This window comes from Micromonospora sp. MH33, from assembly GCF_003013775.1.
GTDB lineage: Bacteria > Actinomycetota > Actinomycetes > Mycobacteriales > Micromonosporaceae > Micromonospora > Micromonospora fulviviridis.
Genome location: NZ_MUYZ01000142.1, coordinates 1 through 16,195, shown reverse-complemented (window position 1 = coordinate 16,195; position 16,195 = coordinate 1). Strand labels below are relative to the sequence as shown.

At 74.6% G+C, this 16,195-nt stretch carries 19 protein-coding genes and 2 pseudogenes; 11 read left to right on the top strand and 10 right to left on the bottom strand.

Annotated features, from left to right (window positions below; genetic code table 11):
- Positions 1 to 322, top strand: a pseudogene (locus tag B0E53_RS20885) (ROK family protein); the annotation flags it as partial.
- Positions 323 to 434: 112 nt separating this feature from the next.
- Here the strand turns inward: B0E53_RS20885 and B0E53_RS20880 are convergent.
- Both B0E53_RS20880 and B0E53_RS20875 read right to left on the bottom strand, forming a co-directional pair.
- Positions 435 to 1,445, bottom strand: a complete 1,011-nt coding sequence (locus B0E53_RS20880) for an ABC transporter permease subunit (RefSeq protein WP_107077613.1) — start codon at positions 1,443 to 1,445, stop codon at positions 435 to 437.
- The gene (locus B0E53_RS20875) at positions 1,442 to 2,446 is read right to left on the bottom strand and encodes an ATP-binding cassette domain-containing protein (protein ID WP_107077612.1); all 1,005 of its coding nucleotides are present in this window, start codon (positions 2,444 to 2,446) and stop codon (positions 1,442 to 1,444) included. The genes B0E53_RS20880 and B0E53_RS20875 overlap by 4 nt, the downstream gene beginning before the upstream one ends.
- A gap of 124 nt (positions 2,447 to 2,570) precedes the next feature.
- Here B0E53_RS20875 and B0E53_RS20870 point away from each other — a divergent pair, with 124 nt between their 5' ends.
- Together B0E53_RS20870 and B0E53_RS20865 are read left to right on the top strand one after the other, a co-directional pair.
- Positions 2,571 to 3,419, top strand: coding sequence for an ABC transporter ATP-binding protein (locus tag B0E53_RS20870; RefSeq protein WP_210406157.1), 849 nt, complete (start codon positions 2,571 to 2,573; stop codon positions 3,417 to 3,419).
- Positions 3,420 to 3,439: 20 nt separating this feature from the next.
- Positions 3,440 to 4,339 (top strand): ribokinase, encoded by a 900-nt coding sequence (locus B0E53_RS20865; RefSeq protein WP_107077610.1) that lies wholly within the window; start codon positions 3,440 to 3,442, stop codon positions 4,337 to 4,339.
- On the opposite strand, the gene ftrA is transcribed toward B0E53_RS20865, so the two are convergent.
- A complete protein-coding gene (gene ftrA / locus B0E53_RS20860) occupies positions 4,323 to 5,309 on the bottom strand; it encodes a transcriptional regulator FtrA (RefSeq protein WP_107077609.1) in 987 nt (328 codons plus the stop codon). The two genes, B0E53_RS20865 and ftrA, sit on opposite strands and share 17 nt — an antisense overlap.
- Positions 5,310 to 5,380: 71 nt before the next feature.
- Here ftrA and B0E53_RS20855 point away from each other — a divergent pair, with 71 nt between their 5' ends.
- Positions 5,381 to 5,833, top strand: a complete 453-nt coding sequence (locus tag B0E53_RS20855) for a rhodanese-like domain-containing protein (protein ID WP_107077608.1) — start codon at positions 5,381 to 5,383, stop codon at positions 5,831 to 5,833.
- A 3-nt stretch (positions 5,834 to 5,836) separates the two neighbouring features.
- Here B0E53_RS20855 and B0E53_RS20850 read toward each other — a convergent pair whose 3' ends face one another.
- Both B0E53_RS20850 and B0E53_RS20845 read right to left on the bottom strand, forming a co-directional pair.
- The gene (locus tag B0E53_RS20850) at positions 5,837 to 6,565 is read right to left on the bottom strand and encodes a hypothetical protein (protein WP_107077607.1); all 729 of its coding nucleotides are present in this window, start codon (positions 6,563 to 6,565) and stop codon (positions 5,837 to 5,839) included.
- Positions 6,566 to 6,609: 44 nt separating this feature from the next.
- Positions 6,610 to 7,092, bottom strand: a complete 483-nt coding sequence (locus B0E53_RS20845; protein ID WP_107077606.1) for a DUF6232 family protein — start codon at positions 7,090 to 7,092, stop codon at positions 6,610 to 6,612.
- 69 nt (positions 7,093 to 7,161) lie between these two features.
- Here B0E53_RS20845 and B0E53_RS20840 point away from each other — a divergent pair, with 69 nt between their 5' ends.
- Complete coding sequence (locus B0E53_RS20840; protein ID WP_107077605.1) at positions 7,162 to 7,593, top strand: nuclear transport factor 2 family protein; 432 nt, start codon at positions 7,162 to 7,164, stop codon at positions 7,591 to 7,593.
- Here B0E53_RS20840 and B0E53_RS20835 read toward each other — a convergent pair.
- Positions 7,539 to 8,051 (bottom strand): DUF6232 family protein, encoded by a 513-nt coding sequence (locus B0E53_RS20835; RefSeq protein ID WP_107077604.1) that lies wholly within the window; start codon positions 8,049 to 8,051, stop codon positions 7,539 to 7,541. The genes B0E53_RS20840 and B0E53_RS20835 overlap by 55 nt on opposite strands.
- Positions 8,052 to 8,201: 150 nt before the next feature.
- Here B0E53_RS20835 and B0E53_RS20830 point away from each other — a divergent pair, with 150 nt between their 5' ends.
- The 4 genes from B0E53_RS20830 to B0E53_RS39540 all read left to right on the top strand — a co-directional run bounded on the left by B0E53_RS20830 (position 8,202) and on the right by B0E53_RS39540 (position 12,904).
- The gene (locus B0E53_RS20830) at positions 8,202 to 8,975 is read left to right on the top strand and encodes an enoyl-CoA hydratase-related protein (RefSeq protein WP_107077603.1); all 774 of its coding nucleotides are present in this window, start codon (positions 8,202 to 8,204) and stop codon (positions 8,973 to 8,975) included.
- 107 nt (positions 8,976 to 9,082) lie between these two features.
- Entirely contained in the window at positions 9,083 to 10,705 is a 1,623-nt protein-coding gene (locus B0E53_RS20825) for an acetolactate synthase (RefSeq protein WP_107077615.1), read from the top strand.
- Between the two features lie 154 nt (positions 10,706 to 10,859).
- Positions 10,860 to 11,834 (top strand): ATP-binding cassette domain-containing protein, encoded by a 975-nt coding sequence (locus tag B0E53_RS20820; protein ID WP_107077602.1) that lies wholly within the window; start codon positions 10,860 to 10,862, stop codon positions 11,832 to 11,834.
- Positions 11,831 to 12,904: an ABC transporter permease gene (locus B0E53_RS39540; protein ID WP_246835518.1), complete on the top strand. Its 1,074-nt coding sequence runs from the start codon at positions 11,831 to 11,833 to the stop codon at positions 12,902 to 12,904. The genes B0E53_RS20820 and B0E53_RS39540 overlap by 4 nt, the downstream gene beginning before the upstream one ends.
- A 7-nt stretch (positions 12,905 to 12,911) precedes the next feature.
- Here B0E53_RS39540 and B0E53_RS39535 read toward each other — a convergent pair.
- The 4 genes and pseudogenes from B0E53_RS39535 to B0E53_RS20795 all read right to left on the bottom strand — a co-directional run.
- A pseudogene (locus tag B0E53_RS39535) lies at positions 12,912 to 13,286 on the bottom strand (BTAD domain-containing putative transcriptional regulator); the annotation flags it as partial.
- A 98-nt stretch (positions 13,287 to 13,384) separates the two neighbouring features.
- Positions 13,385 to 13,792 carry a PLD nuclease N-terminal domain-containing protein gene (locus B0E53_RS20805; protein WP_107077601.1) on the bottom strand — a complete coding sequence of 136 codons (408 nt, stop codon included), beginning with the start codon at positions 13,790 to 13,792 and terminating at the stop codon, positions 13,385 to 13,387.
- Positions 13,793 to 13,820: 28 nt separating this feature from the next.
- Complete coding sequence (locus B0E53_RS20800; RefSeq protein ID WP_107077600.1) at positions 13,821 to 14,120, bottom strand: DUF202 domain-containing protein; 300 nt, start codon at positions 14,118 to 14,120, stop codon at positions 13,821 to 13,823.
- Positions 14,117 to 14,503: a DUF202 domain-containing protein gene (locus B0E53_RS20795; protein ID WP_107077599.1), complete on the bottom strand. Its 387-nt coding sequence runs from the start codon at positions 14,501 to 14,503 to the stop codon at positions 14,117 to 14,119. Before B0E53_RS20795 ends, B0E53_RS20800 begins: the two co-directional genes overlap by 4 nt.
- A gap of 41 nt (positions 14,504 to 14,544) precedes the next feature.
- Between B0E53_RS20795 and B0E53_RS20790 the strand changes: the two genes are divergently transcribed.
- The gene (locus B0E53_RS20790) at positions 14,545 to 15,342 is read left to right on the top strand and encodes a GNAT family N-acetyltransferase (protein WP_107077598.1); all 798 of its coding nucleotides are present in this window, start codon (positions 14,545 to 14,547) and stop codon (positions 15,340 to 15,342) included.
- A 2-nt stretch (positions 15,343 to 15,344) separates the two neighbouring features.
- Positions 15,345 to 15,749 carry a hypothetical protein gene (locus tag B0E53_RS20785; protein ID WP_107077597.1) on the top strand — a complete coding sequence of 135 codons (405 nt, stop codon included), beginning with the start codon at positions 15,345 to 15,347 and terminating at the stop codon, positions 15,747 to 15,749.
- The last annotated feature ends 446 nt before the right edge of the window (positions 15,750 to 16,195 follow it).

Sequence of the window (16,195 nt, the reverse complement as noted above, 5' to 3'; positions counted from 1 at the left end):
CGCGGCCGACGCGGTGCGCGCCGCCATCGCCGCCGGCACCGCTGGCGGCCCGATGCTGGACGAGTTGGCCCGCCGGCTGGCGCTCGGAGTGGCGAGCACCTGTGTGGTGCTCGACCCGCCGCTCGTGGTGCTGGCCGGCGAGGTGGGGCGGGCCGGCGGGGCGGCGCTGGCCGAGCGGGTGCAGCACGAGGTCGCCGCCATCACCCTGGTCCGGCCGCGGGTGGTGAGCACCGGGCTGACCGAGGAGCCGATCCTGCGCGGCGCGCTGCGTACCGCCCTGGACGCGGTGCGCGACGAGGTGTTCGGCTCGACGGTCGGCTGACCGCCGGCCCGTCGTCGCCCGCGCCGCCATGTGAAGGAATTCTTCACGAAGCAGCGAGCCTCTGCAAGGAGTTGCCGGTGCGGCCCCTGGTCGGGCGCCGCACCGGCGCGGCTCAGATCAGGTCGCGGCGGCGGAACACCGCGAAGGCCGCCACGACCAGGGCCACGGTCAGGCCGAGCAGGACCACCAGCCCCGGCGCCCAGCCCAGCGTGTAGAAGCCGTCGCAGAAGCCGCCGATGCCGTCGTCGCAGGCGCTGCCGTCCCAGAACCGGGCCTCGCCGCTCAGCCAGGCCGCCAGGTAGCTGGAGAGCATGAACCGCTCCGGGCGGGCCACCTCCAGGATCTGGAACACCAGCCGCGCGCCCAGCTCCCACAACACGAGGTAGGCGGCCACCGTGCCGAGCGCCGCCGAGGTGTGCCGGCCCAGCGTGGCCACGGCGAAGCCGAGCGCCGCGGCCAGCAGCACCAGCACCAGGCCCCGCACCCAGACGATGCCGAGCGACGACCAGAACTCGCCACTGAGCCGGCCGGTCAACCCGGACGCCTCGCCGATCAGCCAGAACACCCCCAGGTACGCCACCGACGCCAGCGCGGAGAGCCCGAGCAGCCCGCCGAGCAGCGTGCCCAACTTGGCGCCGAGCACGGCGATCCGCCGCGGCCGCCAGAGCAGCAGGTTGACCACGCCGCCCGAGTTCAGGTCGGCGCCGATGTAGGAGGCGCCGACCAGGAACCCGAACATCGCCAGGAACGCGATCAGGAAGTAGAGCAGCGGCTCCGCCTCGTTGGCGAAGACGAACACGCCGCTGAGGTAGTCGGAGGCGGCCGGCAGCTTCTCCATCCGCGCGGGGTCGATCTGCGCGCAGTCCCGGGGCAGGTAGTCGTTCTCGTCCGGGGTCACCGTGCCCGCCTTGATCCGCAGGCAGCGGTCGTGCGCCAGCTCCATGTCGCGCACCTGCCCGGCGGCCTGCGCCTGGGCCCGGCTCAGCTCCACCGGCGTGGGCCGGTGCGAACCGGCCAGCGTGGTCGCCACGGTCACCGCGAAGGCGACCACCAGCAGCAGCACCATGAGCTGCACGAAGCGGCGGGCGGCCAGCCGCTCCAGCTCGGCACGGACCAGGTTCACGCGTCCACCTCCCGGCTCTCCCGGACGTCCAGGTCGATCACACCGTCGAGCGGCGGGGCCCCGTCCACCTGGCGGGGCAGCACCGGATGCGGGTGGTCGCCGGTCAGCTCCAGGAAGACACTTTCCAGGTCCGGCCGGAGCGGGACCAGTTCGCGCACCCAGAGGCCCTGCTCGCCCAGCGTGCGACTGATCAGCTCCGGGTCGACGACCCCGGTCACCACCAGGTGCTCGGGGTACGCGGTCACCGACAGGCCGGCGCGGCCGAGCAGCTCCACGGCCCGCTCGGGCTCGGCCACCCGGACCTGCCACTGGTGCTGGTCGAAGCCGGCCAGCACCTCTGCCACCGGCCCGTACGCGACCCGCCGGCCCCGGCTGATGATCGTCACGTGGTCGCAGATGAGCTGGATCTCGGCCAGGATGTGGCTGGACAGCAGCACGGTCACCCCGGCCGCGGCGAGCGACCGCATGAGGTCGCGCATCTCCCGGATGCCGGCCGGGTCCAGGCCGTTCGCCGGCTCGTCCAGGATCAGCAGCTCCGGGTCCTTGAGCAGCGCCGAGGCGACTGCCAGCCGCTGCTTCATGCCCAGCGAGTAGCCCTTGACCCGCTCGTCGCCCCGGTCCCGCAGGCCGACCTGCTCCAGCACCTCGTCGACCCGGGTGGTGGGCACGCCGCCGGCCAGCGCCAGCAGCCGCAGCGTCCGGTGGGCGGTGAAGTTGCCGAAGAACTGGGGGCTCTCCACGATCGCGCCGACCCGCCCGGCCACCTCGGCCAGCCGCTCCGGGGAGTCGGCCCCGAGCACGCTCATCCGGCCCGCGTCGGCGCGCACCAGCCCGAGCAGGGCGCGCAGCGTGGTGGTCTTCCCCGAGCCGTTCGGCCCGAGGAAGCCGTGCACCTGCCCGCTCTCGACCAGCAGGTCGAAGCCGTCGACGGCGACCCGGCGTCCCTGACGCAGGGTGTGGAACGTCTTGCGGAGACCGGCGATCTCGATGACCGCGCTCATCCGCACGCCTCCCGGCAGCGGTCGGGCATGAGGCGTCCTCCCGAAGTGGTGACCAACGACACGGCGCCCCACCCTATGGCCGCGACGCCGCCCGTGGGGGGCACCGGGCCGGCTGCGTGGTTGGATGGGAACCGTGACTGGTGACCTGATCCCCGGCGCCGTCGGCGCCCCCGCCCCCGCACCCGTGGACGCGGATCTGGTGGTCAGCCTCGACAACGTCGGCGTCCGGCGCTCCGGCAGCGCGCTGCTGCAGGACGTCGACTGGCGGGTCGAGCTGGACGAACGCTGGGTGGTGCTCGGCCCGAACGGCGCCGGCAAGACCACCCTGCTCAACCTGGCCGCCGGCCGGCTGCACCCGACCACCGGCGTGGCGCACGTGCTCGGCGAGCGGATCGGCCGCACCGACGTCAACGAGCTGCGGACCCGGATCGGCCTCTCCACCGCCACGCTCGCCGAGCGGATCCCCGGCGACGAGCGGGTCACCGACGTCGTGGTGACCGCGGCCTGGTCGGTGGTCGGCCGCTGGCGGGAGAGCTACGACCGCACCGACGAGTCCCGGGCCCGCGCGCTGCTCGGCCAGCTCGGCGTCGCCCACCTCGCCGAGCGGACGTACGGCACGCTCTCCGAGGGCGAGCGCAAGCGGGTGCAGATCGCCCGGGCCCTGATGACCGACCCGGAGCTGCTGCTGCTCGACGAGCCGGCCGCCGGGCTCGACCTCGGCGGCCGCGAGGACCTGGTCGCCCGGCTCGCCGAGCTGGCGTACGACCCGGACGCCCCGGCCATGGTGCTGGTCACCCACCACGTCGAGGAGATCCCGCCGGGCTTCACCCACGCGCTGCTGCTGCGCGAGGGAGGCGTCGTGGCGCAGGGCCTGCTCGCCGAGACCCTCACGGCCGACAACCTGTCGAAGACGTTCGGCCTGCCGCTGGTCGTGTCGCGGGCCGGCGAGCGCTGGACCGCGCGCGCCGCCTGAGCCCGACGGGAGTCGACGCCGTGCAGCAGACCCGGGTCGCCGTGGTGGGCAGCGCGAACATGGACCTCGTCGGCACCGCCGCCGCGCTGCCCCGGCCGGGGGAGACCGTGCTCGGCAGCGACTTCGTCATGCTGCCCGGCGGCAAGGGCGCCAACCAGGCCGTCGCCGCCGTGCGCGCCGGCGCGTCCTGCGTCTTCCTCGGCGCGATCGGCTCGGACGCCTTCGGGGTCACCCTCAAGGCCCGGATCACCGCGGCCGGCGTCGACACCGGCCACCTCCGGGTGGTGTACGGCGCCTCCGGCGTCGCCCTGGTCATGGTCGGCGGCGCGGGGGAGAACGCCATCCTCGTCACGCCCGGCGCAAACGAGGCGTTCACCGGGCTCACCGAGGGTGAGCTGGCCGCCGTACGCGAGGCGGACGTGCTGGTCGCGCAGCTGGAGGTGCCGGTCGAGACGGTGACCGCGGCGGCGCTGGCGGCCCGGTCGGCCGGCACCCGGGTGGTGCTCAACGCGGCGCCCGCCCGGCCGGTGCCGGCGGAGCTGCTGGCCGCGGTCGACCTGCTGGTGGTCAACGAGACGGAGGCGCAGGCGCTCACCGGCCGGGGCCGGGACGAGCCGGCGGCGCTGCTGGAACTGGTGCCCCGCGCGGTGCTCACGCTCGGCGGCGACGGCGCCTGGTACGTCGAGCGCGACCGGCCGGCCGTGCACGTCCCGGCCGTGAAGGTCGACGTGGTCGACTCCACGGCCGCCGGTGACGCCTTCACGGCCGCCCTCGCGGTGGCCTGGGGCGAGGGGCGCGAGCTGGTCGAGGCGGTGCACTGGGCGGCGGCGGCCGGGGCGGCCTGCGCCCGCCGGCTGGGCGCCTCGGTGGCGCTGCCCCGCCGGGTGGAGATCGACGAGCTGTTCAGCCGGCCGGTCTGACCTCGGCGGCGCCGGCCCGGAACGCCCGCCGGTACGCCGACGGCGACGTCCGCATGGCCCGGCCGAAATGGTGCCGGTAGGTGACCGGGCTGTCGAAGCCGACCGCCGCCGCGATCTCGGCCACCGGGGCGTCGGTCGTCTCCAGCAGTGCCAGGCTGGCCCGCACCCGCTGGTCGATGAGCCAGCGGATCGGGCTGGTCCCGGTGGCCCGGGCGAAGTGCCGCAGGTAGCTGCGGGTCGACAGGTGCGCCTGCCGGGCCAGCGCCGCCACGGTCAGCGGCTCGGCCAGGTGGCGGACCGCCCAGGCCAGGCTCGCGGCGATCCGGTCGTCGTCCGGGTCGACGCTCACCGGCGCCTCGATGAACTGCGCCTGCCCGCCGTCGCGGTGCGGCGGGATCACCAGCCGGCGGGCCACCGCGTTGGCCACGGCCGCGCCGAAGTCGCGCCGCACCACGTGCACGCAGAGGTCCAGCCCGGCGGCGCTGCCCGCGCTGGTGAGGATGTCGCCATCGTCCAGGTAGAGCACGTCGGGGTCGACCGTGACCGCCGGATGGCGGCGGGCCAGCAGGTCGGCGTACCGCCAGTGGGTGGTGGCCCGCCGGCCGTCGAGGAGGCCGGCGCCGGCCAGGGCGAAGGCGCCGGAGCAGATCGACATGAGCCGGGCGCCCCGGCGGTGCGCCCGGCGCAGCGCGGCCACCAGCTCCGGTGACGGGTCGACGGTCACGTCCGGCACCCCGGGCAGGATCACCGTGCCGGCTGCGGCGAGGGTCTCCAGGCCGTACGGGGTGTGCAGTGCGGCCCCGCCGACGACCGGCACCGGGCCGGGGCGCTCCGCGCAGACGGTGAGCCGGTACCAGTCGACCTCCAGCTCCGGCCGGGGCAGCCCGAACACCTCGGTCACGATGCCGGTCTCGAAGACCGACATCCCCGGGTACGCGAGCACCGCCACGGTCCGGTCGACGGAGGTCATGGCGGGATGTTAGCGAAGGACGGCGATCACGCCACTCCTGCCGGTGTCCCGACGGGCCGCAGGATCGGGACATGACCTTCTCCGTGCCGCCGGCCGACCCGGCGACCGCCGCCGCCCACTTCCGCGCCCGACTCAGCTTCGAGACCGACGTCAGCGACGTGCACGCCGCGCTGGAGGCCGGCACGCCCGGACTGGTGGTGGTCGACTCGCGGGGCGACGCCGCGTGGCGGCAGGGCCACCTGCCGGGCGCACTGCACCTGCCCACCGCCGAGATCGCCGCCCGGGCCGCCGAACTCGTGCCGGCCGGGTCGACGGTGGTGACGTACTGCTGGGGGCCGGGCTGCAACGGCGCCACCCGGGCGGCGCTGGAGTTCGCCCGGCTCGGCCGGCCCGTGAAGGAGATGCTCGGCGGCTTCGAGTACTGGGCGCGGGAGGGGCTGCCGGTGGTCACCCCGACCGGCACGGTGCGCCGCCGGGCGGACGAGCTGACCGCGCCCCGGTCCGCGGTCGCCTGCGACTGCTGACGGTCAGTCGACGGGCTCGTCGGTCAGGCGTTCGCCCCGGCGGCGCAGCATGCCCAGCCCGGGGATGCCGGCCACGGCCAGCTTGAGGTCCCGCGTGACGGCCAGCAGGTCGTGCAGGTCCGGGCCGACCCGGTCCAGGGTGGCCAGGATCGGCAGCACGTCCGAGGTCAGGTGCTCCTTCAGCTTCGGCAGCTCGTCGACCAGCCGGATCGCCGCGGTCACCTCCTCCGGGCTGAGCTGCTCGACGAACCGGGCCGCCATCGGCGCGGCCCGGCGCAGCGCCGGCTCGTACGCGCCCAGCAGCTCGGCCGCGGTGCCGGCCGCCTTCTCGGCGGCGACCACCGTGCCGGCGGCCCGGGCGGCCACCGCGTCGGCCTCGACGACCAGGGTGCCCGCCGCCCGGGCCACCCGGTCGGCCTCGCCCACCACGACGGCGGCGGCCGTGGCGACGTCGGTGGCGGTCTCGATCGCCTCGGTGGCGGCGGCGCTGATCACGGCGATCTCCCGGACCGCCGCCTCCGCGTCGTCGAGCACCCGGTCCGTGCGGTCCAGGGTGCCCTCGATCCGGTCGACCACCCCGTTGATCCGCCGCAGCAGCGTCTCCACCTCGTCGAGCACCGCGAAGGCGCGGGCCGGCACGGCGGCGAACGCGGCGGCCGAGCCGAGCGCCTGGTCCAGGGCGGAACGGGTGAGCCCGACGACGGCGCCGGGGCGGGGGAGGGGAATCGCCATGCCACCCAGTGTGCGTCCCGCCGGCCAGGACCGCCCGCCGGCGGTCACCGGTGGTCGCCCTGCTGCTCGACGGCGCGCTGCACGGCCCGGTAGATCTGCCCGAACCGGAGCGCGTCGGGGGTGCGCAGCAGGAGCACCTCCCGCCCGTGGTGCTGCACCCAGAGTTCGTGCACCCGGTTGCCGCGCTCGTAGGAGCGGTCCAGCCAGCCGAGCGGCACCTCCAGGAACGGGGTCAGGGCGAGCCCGACCACCACGAACGCCGCCAGGATGACCAGCGCCAGCTTCCAGTCGCCCCGGTCCTGCGCGGCCCACGCCAGCGAGAGCACGCAGACCAGCGCCACGAGCGGCGGCAGCGACAGCAGCAGGACCAGCACCCCGCGCCCCAGGACCCGGCCCCGGACCGCGAGGGTGGTCGCGCCGCGGGCGTGCCAGACGTACGTGATGTCGGCGAGCGCGACGACGTGCCCGCCGGCATGGATGGCCTGGGAGGTGACCTGTACCGCGTCGTCCCGGTAATAGAGGGTCATCACTCAGCCTAACCATCCGGAGTCCAGTGGGGACGGTGCGGGAACCGGGGGCCGGGGTAGCGTGCCGGCATGGTGGACCGGGACGGAGCCGAGGCGGCCAGCACCGAGCAGCAGCGCAACGTCGAGGTGGTCCGGCGGTACCTGCGGACCTTCGTCACGAAGGACCTGGCCGAGCTGGCCGAGGTGGTCGCCGAGGACGTGGAGGTCTACGGCTCCGGCACGGCGGTGCGCGGGCGGCGGTACCCCGAGGCGGCCGTCTCCTCGCCGGGGTTGACCGTGCTCGACCAGCAGATCCTGGAGATCTTCGCGGCCGAGGACCGGGTGGTGGTCTCGATGGCGCAGACCTACCGGCGGGACGCGACCGGCGCGACCACGGTGCAGAGCGCGTGCAAGATGTACCGGCTGGCCGGCGGGCGGATCGTCCAGTTCTGGGGCGAGCAGGACACCTACGGCCTGCTGCGCGGCCTCGGGCTGCTGCCCGACGAGCCGATCGCCTTCTGAGTGGCGGACGCGCTCTCCATGGCCCGCTGCACCGCCCGGTAGATCTGGCCGAAGCGGAGCGCGTCGCCGGTGTGCAGTAGTCGCACCGGCTGGCCCCGCCAGCGCGCCCACATCTCCCACTCCCGGCTGCCCCGGGCGTACGACCGGTCGAGGTGTTCGAAGAGCACGTCGGCGAGCGGCCCGACGCCGAGGCCGACCAGCACGGACGCGCCGACGATGGCGATCGTGACCACGGCGGAGCGGTGCAGCCAGACCGCCAGGCCGATGCCGAGCACGGCGGCCACCAGCGGGCCGGCGAGGGCCGCCCCGATCGCGCCCCGGCCGGCGAGCACCCGCCAGGAGCGGTTGCCCCGGCGGTGCCACACCATGCCCAGCTCGGCGAGGGGATAGGTGCGCCCGTCGACCCGGACGGCGGTGGAGGTGATCCGGACCGAGCGGTCGTCGTAGTAGGTGATCATGGCCTCACTCCCGGTGGCGGGGCGGCGACACCTCCAGCTCGGCGCGTCTGACGCCGCGCAGCGACCTGGAGCCGTCGACACCACACTGTCTACCCCAACGACCCTGGTCGTAAGGTTGGCACGCGACTTCGACGAGGAAGTGAGGGCAGTGTGGGCGAGTTCGTCAGGCTGGAAGTGAAGGACGGCATCGGCACCATCCGGCTGGAGCGGCCGCCGATGAACGCGCTGAACACCCAGGTGCAGGAGGAGTTGCGCGCCGCCGCCGCGGCGGCCACCGCCGACGCGGAGGTCCGCGCGGTCATCGTGTACGGCGGGGAGAAGGTCTTCGCCGCCGGCGCGGACATCAAGGAGATGGCCGACATGTCCTACGTGGACATGGCCGACCGGGCCGCCGACCTGTCCAGCGCGCTGGGCGCGATCGCCCGGATCCCCAAGCCGGTGGTCGCCGCGATCACCGGGTACGCCCTCGGTGGCGGCTGCGAGCTGGCCCTGGCCTGCGACTGGCGGATCGTGGCCGAGGACGCCAAGCTCGGCCAGCCGGAGATCAAGCTCGGCATCATCCCGGGCGCCGGCGGCACCCAGCGGCTGGCCCGCCTGGTCGGCCCGGCCCGCGCCAAGGACCTGATCATGACGGGCCGGATGGTCGACGCCGAGGAGGCGCTGCGGATCGGCCTGGCCGACAGGGTGGTCCCGGCCGCCGAGGTCTACGAGGCCGCCGTCGCCTACGTGAAGCCGTACCTGACCGGCCCGGTGCAGGCGCTGCGGGCGGCCAAGCTGGCCGTCGACGGCGGCCTGGACATGGACCTCAACTCCGGCCTGGCCTGGGAGAGTCAGCTGTTCGCGGCGCTGTTCGCCACCGATGACCGGCGCGAGGGCATGGCCGCGTTCGTCGAGAAGCGCAAGCCGGGCTTCACCGGCCGCTGAACCGCCCGTCCGGGTCGGCGGCCCACCCGCCGCCGACCCGAGAACGGTTCACATCCCGCCTACCGGCCAGTAGCGTGTGACTCCGGTCATGACGAAGGGAAGTGGCGATGACGGAACGGGTCGAGGGGCACGGCGGCGAGCTGGCCCTCGCGGCGCTGCGCGCGCACGGCGTACGGGAGATGTTCACCCTCTCCGGCGGGCACGTCTTCCCCCTCTACGACGCCGCGCACCGGACCGGCTTCCCGATCTACGACGTCCGGCACGAGCAGTCCGCCGTCTTCGCCGCCGAGGCGGTGGCGAAGCTCCAGCGCCGCCCCGGCCTGGCCGTGCTCACCGCCGGCCCCGGTGTCACCAACGGCGTCTCCGGCCTGACCAGCGCGTTCTTCAACGCTTCGCCGGTGCTGGTGCTCGGCGGGCGGGCCCCCCAGTTCCGCTGGGGCTCCGGCAGCCTCCAGGAGATGGACCACCTGCCGCTGGTCGCCCCGGTCACCAAGCACGCCGAGACGGTGTTCGGCGCCGACGACATCCCGCGCGCGGTCACCGCGGCGCTCACCGCCGCGCTCACCCCGCACCGCGGCCCGGCCTTCCTCGACTTCCCGCTGGAGGCGGTCTTCTCGGTCGGCGAGGCCGACCTGCCCACGGTCACCCCGCCGGCGGCGATCGAGGCCGACCCGGACGAGGTCGCGAAGGCCGCCGCCCTGATCGCCGGCGCGTCCCGGCCGGTGATCATCGCCGGTTCCGACGTGTACGCGGGCGACGCCGTCGAGGCGTTGCGGGCCGCAGCCGAATCCCTGCAGGTGCCGGTCTTCACCAACGGCATGGGCCGGGGCGCGCTGCCGCCGGAGCACCCGCTCGCCTTCGCCAAGGCCCGCCGGGTCGCGCTCAAGGGCGCCGACGTGGTCGTGGTGGTCGGCACCCCGCTCGACTTCCGGCTCGCCTTCGGCGACTTCGGCGACGCGCAGGTGGTGCACGTGGTGGACGCGCCCAGCCAGCGGGCCGGTCACGTCCAGCCGGCCGCCGCCCCCGCCGGTGACCTGCGGCTGATCCTCACCGCGTTCGCCGAGCACCCCGGCGACCGGGCCGGCCACGCCGACTGGATCGCCCAGCTGCGCACGGCCGAGGACGCCGCGAAGGCCCGCGACGCGGCGGAGATGGCCGCCGAGACCGACCCGATCCGCCCGGCCCGGGTCTACGGCGAGCTGCGCAAGGTGCTCGCCCCGGACGCCATCACGATCGGCGACGGCGGCGACTTCGTCTCGTACGCCGGTAAGTACCTGGAGCCGGCCCAGCCCGGCACCTGGCTCGACCCCGGCCCGTACGGCTGCCTGGGCACCGGGATGGGCTACGCCATGGGTGCCCGGGTCAGCCACCCCGACCGGCAGATCTGCGTGCTGATGGGCGACGGCGCGGCCGGCTTCTCGCTGATGGACGTGGAGTCCCTGGCCCGCCAGCGGCTCCCCGTCGTGATCGTGGTCGGCAACAACGGCATCTGGGGCCTGGAGAAGCACCCCATGCGGGCCATGTACGGCTACGACGTGGCCGCCGACCTCCAGCCCGGGCTGCGCTACGACAAGGTGGTTGAGGCGCTCGGCGGCGCGGGCGAGACGGTGGAGAAGGCCGCCGACCTCGGCCCGGCCCTGTCCCGCGCCTTCGACGCCGGCGTGCCGTACCTGGTCAACGTGCTGACCGACCCGGCCGACGCGTACCCCCGCTCGTCGAACCTGGCCTGACCTCGACACCGCGACCGCCGTCGCCCGGGTGACCGGCGACGGCGGTCGCGCCGTTCTGCCCGGAGGTTAAATCAGCGGCCTGTCAGCGCCTGTCGCCGTAACGTCAGCGCCGTCGCTCATGGTGGGGTGACCAGCGAGAACGACGGGAGTTCCGATGACGTACGCGATCCGCGCGGAGGGCCTGGTGCGCCGCTTCGGCGCCACCACCGCGCTGGCCGGGGTTGACCTGGCCGTCCCCACCGGGACGGTGTTCGGGCTGCTCGGGCCGAACGGGGCGGGCAAGACCACCGCGGTCCGGGTGCTGGCCACCCTGCTCGCCGCCGACGAGGGGCACGCCACCGTCGGCGGCTACGACGTCCGCCGCGACGCCCACCGGGTGCGCCAGCTGATCGGCCTCACCGGTCAGTACGCCTCGGTCGACGAGAACCTGACCGGCACCGAGAACCTGCTGCTCATCGGCCGGCTGCTCGGGCTGTCCCGGTCCGACGCCCGGGCGCGGGCCCGGGCGTTGCTGGCCGACTTCCAGCTCACCGACGCGGCCGAGCGGGCCGCCAAGACCTACTCCGGCGGCATGCGCCGCCGGCTCGACCTGGCCGCCAGCCTGGTCGGTCGCCCGCAGGTGCTCTTCCTCGACGAGCCGACCACCGGGCTCGACCCCCGCAGCCGCAACGAGCTGTGGGACGTCGTCCGCACCCTGGTCGCCGACGGGGTGACCGTGCTGCTCACCACCCAGTACCTGGAGGAGGCCGACCAGCTCGCCGGCGAGATCGCGGTGGTCGACCACGGCCGGGTGATCGCCCAGGGCACCCCGGAGGAGCTGAAGGCGCGCACCGGTGGCCAGGTGCTCACCGTCCGCCCGACCGACCCCACCGACCTGCCGACCGTGGTGGCCGTCGCCACCGAGGTCACCGGGGCCGCCCCGGAGGTCGCCCAGACCACCGTCACCGTGCCGGTGAACGACCCGGACGTGCTGCCGGCCATGGTCCGCCGGCTCGACGCCGCCGAGGTCGCGGTGGCCGAGCTGGCGCTGCGCGGCGCCAGCCTGGACGAGGTCTTCCTCTCCCTGACCGGTCACCGCGCCGAGCAGGACGCCCCCGCCGACACCGATCTGGAAAGGATCCCGGCATGACCGCCGCCACCCTCGCCGCCCCGCACGCCCCGGCCCGCCGCCCGGGCCTGGTCGCCGGCCTGCGGCACACCTTCACCCTGGCCTGGCGCAGCCTCGTGCAGATCAAGCACAACCCGATGGAACTGCTCGACCTGAGCATCCAGCCGGTGATGTTCGTGCTGCTGTTCACCTACGTCTTCGGCACCGCGATCGCCGGCTCGCCGAGCGACTACCTGAAGTTCGCGCTGCCGGGGATCATCGTGCAGAACGCCTTCTTCGCCACCATGACCACCGGCTTCGGGCTCAACACCGACCTCACCAAGGGTGTCTTCGACCGGCTCCGGGCGCTGCCCGTGGCCCGGTGGGCGCCGCTGGCCGGCCGGATCCTCGCCGACACCGTCAAGCAGGCGTGGTCGGTGGCGCTGCTGATCGGCGTCGGGATGATCCTCGGCTTCCGGGTGAACCACGGGCTCGCCGGGCTGCTGGCCGCGTTCCTCCTGCTGCTGGTCTTCTCGCTGGCCGCCTCGTGGATCTCGGTGCTGGTCGGGGTGCTGGTCAGCGAGCCGGACAAGGTGCAGATCTTCGGCTTCATGGTGATCTTCCCGCTCACCTTCACCAGCAACGCGTTCGTGCCGACCGACAAGATGCCGTCCTGGCTCCAGCACTGGGTGGAGATCAACCCGGCCACCATCCTGGCCGCCTCCACCCGGGGGCGGTCCAGCACCGCGTGGTCCGGGCCGCCCCGGATCCCGGTCGCCGCACCGAGCAGCCGGGCGGCGGCGGCCGGGCGGTCGAGCCGCAGCGCCAGGTCGGCGAAGCCGACCAGCACCGCCGCGACCACGGGGGCGTCCTGCGAGCCGACGGCCAGCTTCAGGGCCTGGTCGTGCCCGGTCCGGGCGGAGACCAGGTCGCCGTCGGCGGCGTCCAGCACGGCCAGGGTGGAGGCGTTGAGCGCCCGCCACTGCGGGGCGATCGAGCGGTCGCCCACCAGCCGGGCGCCCTCCGTGAGGCAGGCCCGCGCCCCGGCCCGGTCGCCCGGTCCAGCCGCGCCTGCACCAGGTCCTCGGTGGCGGCGAGCCGCAGCTCGGTGAGCCAGGCCACCGGCGCCCGGGCGAAGTCGACGTCAGCCACGTCGGCCAGGGCGGGGCCGCGCCAGAGGTCCAGCGCCTCGGCCAGCAGCCGGCAGCCCTCGGCCGGGTCGTCCGCGAGCCGGGCCCGGGCGGCCCGGACGGCGGCCTCGAACCGGTGCACGTCCACGTCGTCCGGGTCGACGGCGAGCCGGTAGCCGCCGGGCTGCGCCTCGACGGGCAGCCCCGCCCGGCGCAGCCGCGAGACCAGGGCCTGGAGCGCGTTGGCCGCCCCCGCCGGCGACTCGCCCGCCCAGAGCGCGTCGGTGAGCTGGCCGACGGTGACCGTCCGGCCCGGCTCCAGGGCCAGCAGGATCAGCAGCCGGCGCAGCCGGGCGCCGCCCACCTCCACCGGCGTACCGGTGTCGGCGCGCAGCTCCAGGGGGCCGAGCAGGCTGATCCGCACGGCGTCGATTGTGCCCGGCCGGCGCCCGCCGGCGGCGCTCAGACCTCCGGCCGGTCCCGGTCGTCCTGCCCGCGGCGCAGCTCCTCCTCGCGCCGGCGCAGGTCCTCCTCCCAGCGCCGGAGGCGCTCCTGGTCCTCCGTGCGGGAGCGCTCGGCGAGCGAGGATAGGAACTCGGGGTCGTCGTCCGGCGCGACCGGCCGCCGGCTGTGCTGCTCGGAGAAGCCGTTCCCCATCGGCCAGGCGGTCCGGGCCGACCGGGCGCCCGCCTCACGGCCGGCGACGAACCAGGCGATCGAGCCGACCAGCGGGAAGAACAGGATGATCAGCACCCAGGCGATCCGGGGCAGCGCCCGGATCTCCCCCTCCTCGGCGGAGAGGCAGCTGATCAGCGCGCAGACGGCGAGCACGATCTGGGCCAGGAAGAGCAGACCGTAGAGGCGAACCATGCCGGACATCATGGCCCACCGGGGACGGTCAGCGCAGCCCGCGGAGCACGTGCAGGACGCCGAGCAGCGCCAGCCCGGCCGCCGCCAGCGCGGTCAGCGGGATCGACCAGCGCCGCACACCCCGCGGCCCCGCGCCGGTGGCCCGGCGCCAGTCGACCACCAGGACGCCCAGCCAGATGACCACCGCGAGCCCGGCCAGCAGCGCCTCGAACACGCGGCCGGTGAACGCGAGCCGGAGCTCCAGCACCAGGATCGCGGTGACCGCGAGCAGCGTCCGCCGCCAGGCCAGCCGGGTGCGTTCCGGTTGCAGTCCCGGGTCCCGGCTCACCCCAGGCCCCGGACCAGCACGGCGACCACCAGCAGCAGCGCGCCCAGCGCGACGACCAGGGCCAGGACGGCCGGGAAGCGGGACGCGGGCAGTTCCTCGCCCAGCCGGATGGCCCGCTCGGTGCGGGCCCAGTGGTCCACCGCCCGGACCGCCACCGTGGCGCCGAGCAGCAGCAACGCGACGGCGATCACCTCGCGCAGGTGGGCGATGGGGAGCGGGGGCAGGAACTGCGCAGCGGCCAGCCCGCCGGCGATCAGCGCCAGCCCGGTACGCAGCCAGGCCAGGAAGGTCCGCTCGTTGGCCAGCGAGAAGCGGTAGTCCGGGGTGCTGCCGACCGACTGCAGCTCGCGCGGGTCGAACCAGCGCCTGATCGTCTCCCACACGTCGCCGATTATCCGCTTTGCCCGGTGCCTAGCCTGAAGGGATGACCGATCTTGACGCGCGGAGCCTGCGCGACGCCTACGACACCCAGATCCGCCCGGAGATCCCGGACCCGCTGCCGGCCGGGGTGACCATCGACCGGGACGGCCCGCTGGTCCGGATCCTCGGCCTGGACCGGCGCGGCTTCATCACGTACCGGACGCTGGACGGGCTGGCCGGCGCCGAGCTGGACGCCCTGATCGCGCGGCAGGTCGAGTTCTTCCGCGCCCGGGGCGAGGGGGTCGAGTGGAAGCTGAACGGGCACGACGAGCCGGCCGACCTGGGTGATCGGCTGCGCGCCGCCGGCTTCGTGCCGGACGACCTGGAGACCGTCGTGGTCGGCCCGGTCGCGCCCCTGGCCGCCGCCGTCCCGGTGCTGCCCGAGGGGGTACGCCTGCGCGAGGTCACCTCGCGGGAGGACCTGGAACGGATCGCCGCCATGGAGGAGGCGGTCTGGAATGAGGACCGGAGCCACCTTGTGACCGGCCTGGCGAAGGAGATCGAGGCCGACCCGCAGTCCATCACGATCGTGGTGGCCGAGGCGGGTGACACCGTGGTCAGCGCCGGTTGGGTGCGCTACCTGCGCAACACCGGATTCGCCACGCTGTGGGGCGGCTCGACCCTGCCGGAGTGGCGGCGCAAGGGCGTCTACCGGGCGCTGGTGGCGTACCGGGCGCGGCTGGCCGAGCAGCGCGGCAAGACGCTGGTGCAGGTCGACTGCTCGCCGGACAGCCGGCCGATCCTGGAGCGGCTCGGGCTCGTTGCGGTCACCACGACCACCCCGTACGTCTACACTCCGTGATCATGGAGCGGTTGACGGCGGACGAGCAGCTCACCCTCAAGACCGGAGCCTTCGGGGCCGTGTTCCTGGTCTCCAACGCCGTGCCCGGGATGCTGGCCATGGTGCGGGAGAGCATCGCCGCGTCCGGGGCGCTGGGCGACGCCAGCGGGGTGGTCAAGGAGGCCCTCACCACCGGCCCGCTGCCGCAGCTGCCGCGGGACTCGGCGCTGGAGATCGAGGCGATCGTGCTGCCGGCGCTGGGCCGGGCGGTGGAGATCCTGGGGGCCAAGTCGCCGGGTGACGTCGACGCGTACCGGTCGGTGGTGCTGGCCGCCGCCGACCGGGTGGCGCAGGCCCACCGGGGGATCGCGCCCGCCGAGGCCGCGGTCATCGACAAGATCAGGCAGGCGCTGGCCGAGCCCGCGTGACCGGCTCGGCCGACCAGAGGGCCCGCACGCTGGCGCGGACGCAGCGGTCACGGACCCGGCCGCAGGCGCACCGGTAGGCGTCCGGGAGCATTCGACGGCAGGCCCGGCGGGCGGTACGCGGGCCGCCCGCCGCCTCCATCGAAACGTGCTTTTCCGACATATCCGTCACCTCCCTGTTTCCGGAGCTTACCCGGCACGACGGACTCCGGTGAGCTGTGTCACTCTGAGGCTCCGGGGAGTGGATGCTACTTGTGGGTAACATTGCCTCGTGGGCAACTGCACAGCCGCGCGCGGTTGACCGAACGTTAAGTCACGCGCGAGGCTGCGCCCGTGACCGGGCGAGTGATCGCTACACCAAACAGGAGGGTCGTCGAAGCGCGATGAATATCGTCGTACTCGTCAAGCAGGTGCCTGATTCGGGCGCGGACCGCAACCTGCGTCCTGAC

What these genes read in the sequence shown, in the direction of transcription:
- B0E53_RS20875 (WP_107077612.1), bottom strand. Translation starts at nt 2,446, where the DNA reads ATGAGCGCGGTCATCGAGATCGCCGGTCTCCGCAAGACGTTCCACACC.
- B0E53_RS20870 (WP_210406157.1), top strand. Translation starts at nt 2,571, where the DNA reads ATGGGAACCGTGACTGGTGACCTGATCCCCGGCGCCGTCGGCGCCCCC.
- ftrA (WP_107077609.1), bottom strand. Translation starts at nt 5,309, where the DNA reads ATGACCTCCGTCGACCGGACCGTGGCGGTGCTCGCGTACCCGGGGATG.
- B0E53_RS20855 (WP_107077608.1), top strand. Translation starts at nt 5,381, where the DNA reads ATGACCTTCTCCGTGCCGCCGGCCGACCCGGCGACCGCCGCCGCCCAC.
- B0E53_RS20850 (WP_107077607.1), bottom strand. Translation starts at nt 6,565, where the DNA reads ATGGCGATTCCCCTCCCCCGCCCCGGCGCCGTCGTCGGGCTCACCCGT.
- B0E53_RS20845 (WP_107077606.1), bottom strand. Translation starts at nt 7,092, where the DNA reads ATGACCCTCTATTACCGGGACGACGCGGTACAGGTCACCTCCCAGGCC.
- B0E53_RS20840 (WP_107077605.1), top strand. Translation starts at nt 7,162, where the DNA reads ATGGTGGACCGGGACGGAGCCGAGGCGGCCAGCACCGAGCAGCAGCGC.
- B0E53_RS20835 (WP_107077604.1), bottom strand. Translation starts at nt 8,051, where the DNA reads ATGATCACCTACTACGACGACCGCTCGGTCCGGATCACCTCCACCGCC.
- B0E53_RS20825 (WP_107077615.1), top strand. Translation starts at nt 9,083, where the DNA reads ATGACGGAACGGGTCGAGGGGCACGGCGGCGAGCTGGCCCTCGCGGCG.
- B0E53_RS20820 (WP_107077602.1), top strand. Translation starts at nt 10,860, where the DNA reads ATGACGTACGCGATCCGCGCGGAGGGCCTGGTGCGCCGCTTCGGCGCC.
- B0E53_RS39540 (WP_246835518.1), top strand. Translation starts at nt 11,831, where the DNA reads ATGACCGCCGCCACCCTCGCCGCCCCGCACGCCCCGGCCCGCCGCCCG.
- B0E53_RS20805 (WP_107077601.1), bottom strand. Translation starts at nt 13,792, where the DNA reads ATGGTTCGCCTCTACGGTCTGCTCTTCCTGGCCCAGATCGTGCTCGCC.
- B0E53_RS20790 (WP_107077598.1), top strand. Translation starts at nt 14,545, where the DNA reads ATGACCGATCTTGACGCGCGGAGCCTGCGCGACGCCTACGACACCCAG.
- B0E53_RS20785 (WP_107077597.1), top strand. Translation starts at nt 15,345, where the DNA reads ATGGAGCGGTTGACGGCGGACGAGCAGCTCACCCTCAAGACCGGAGCC.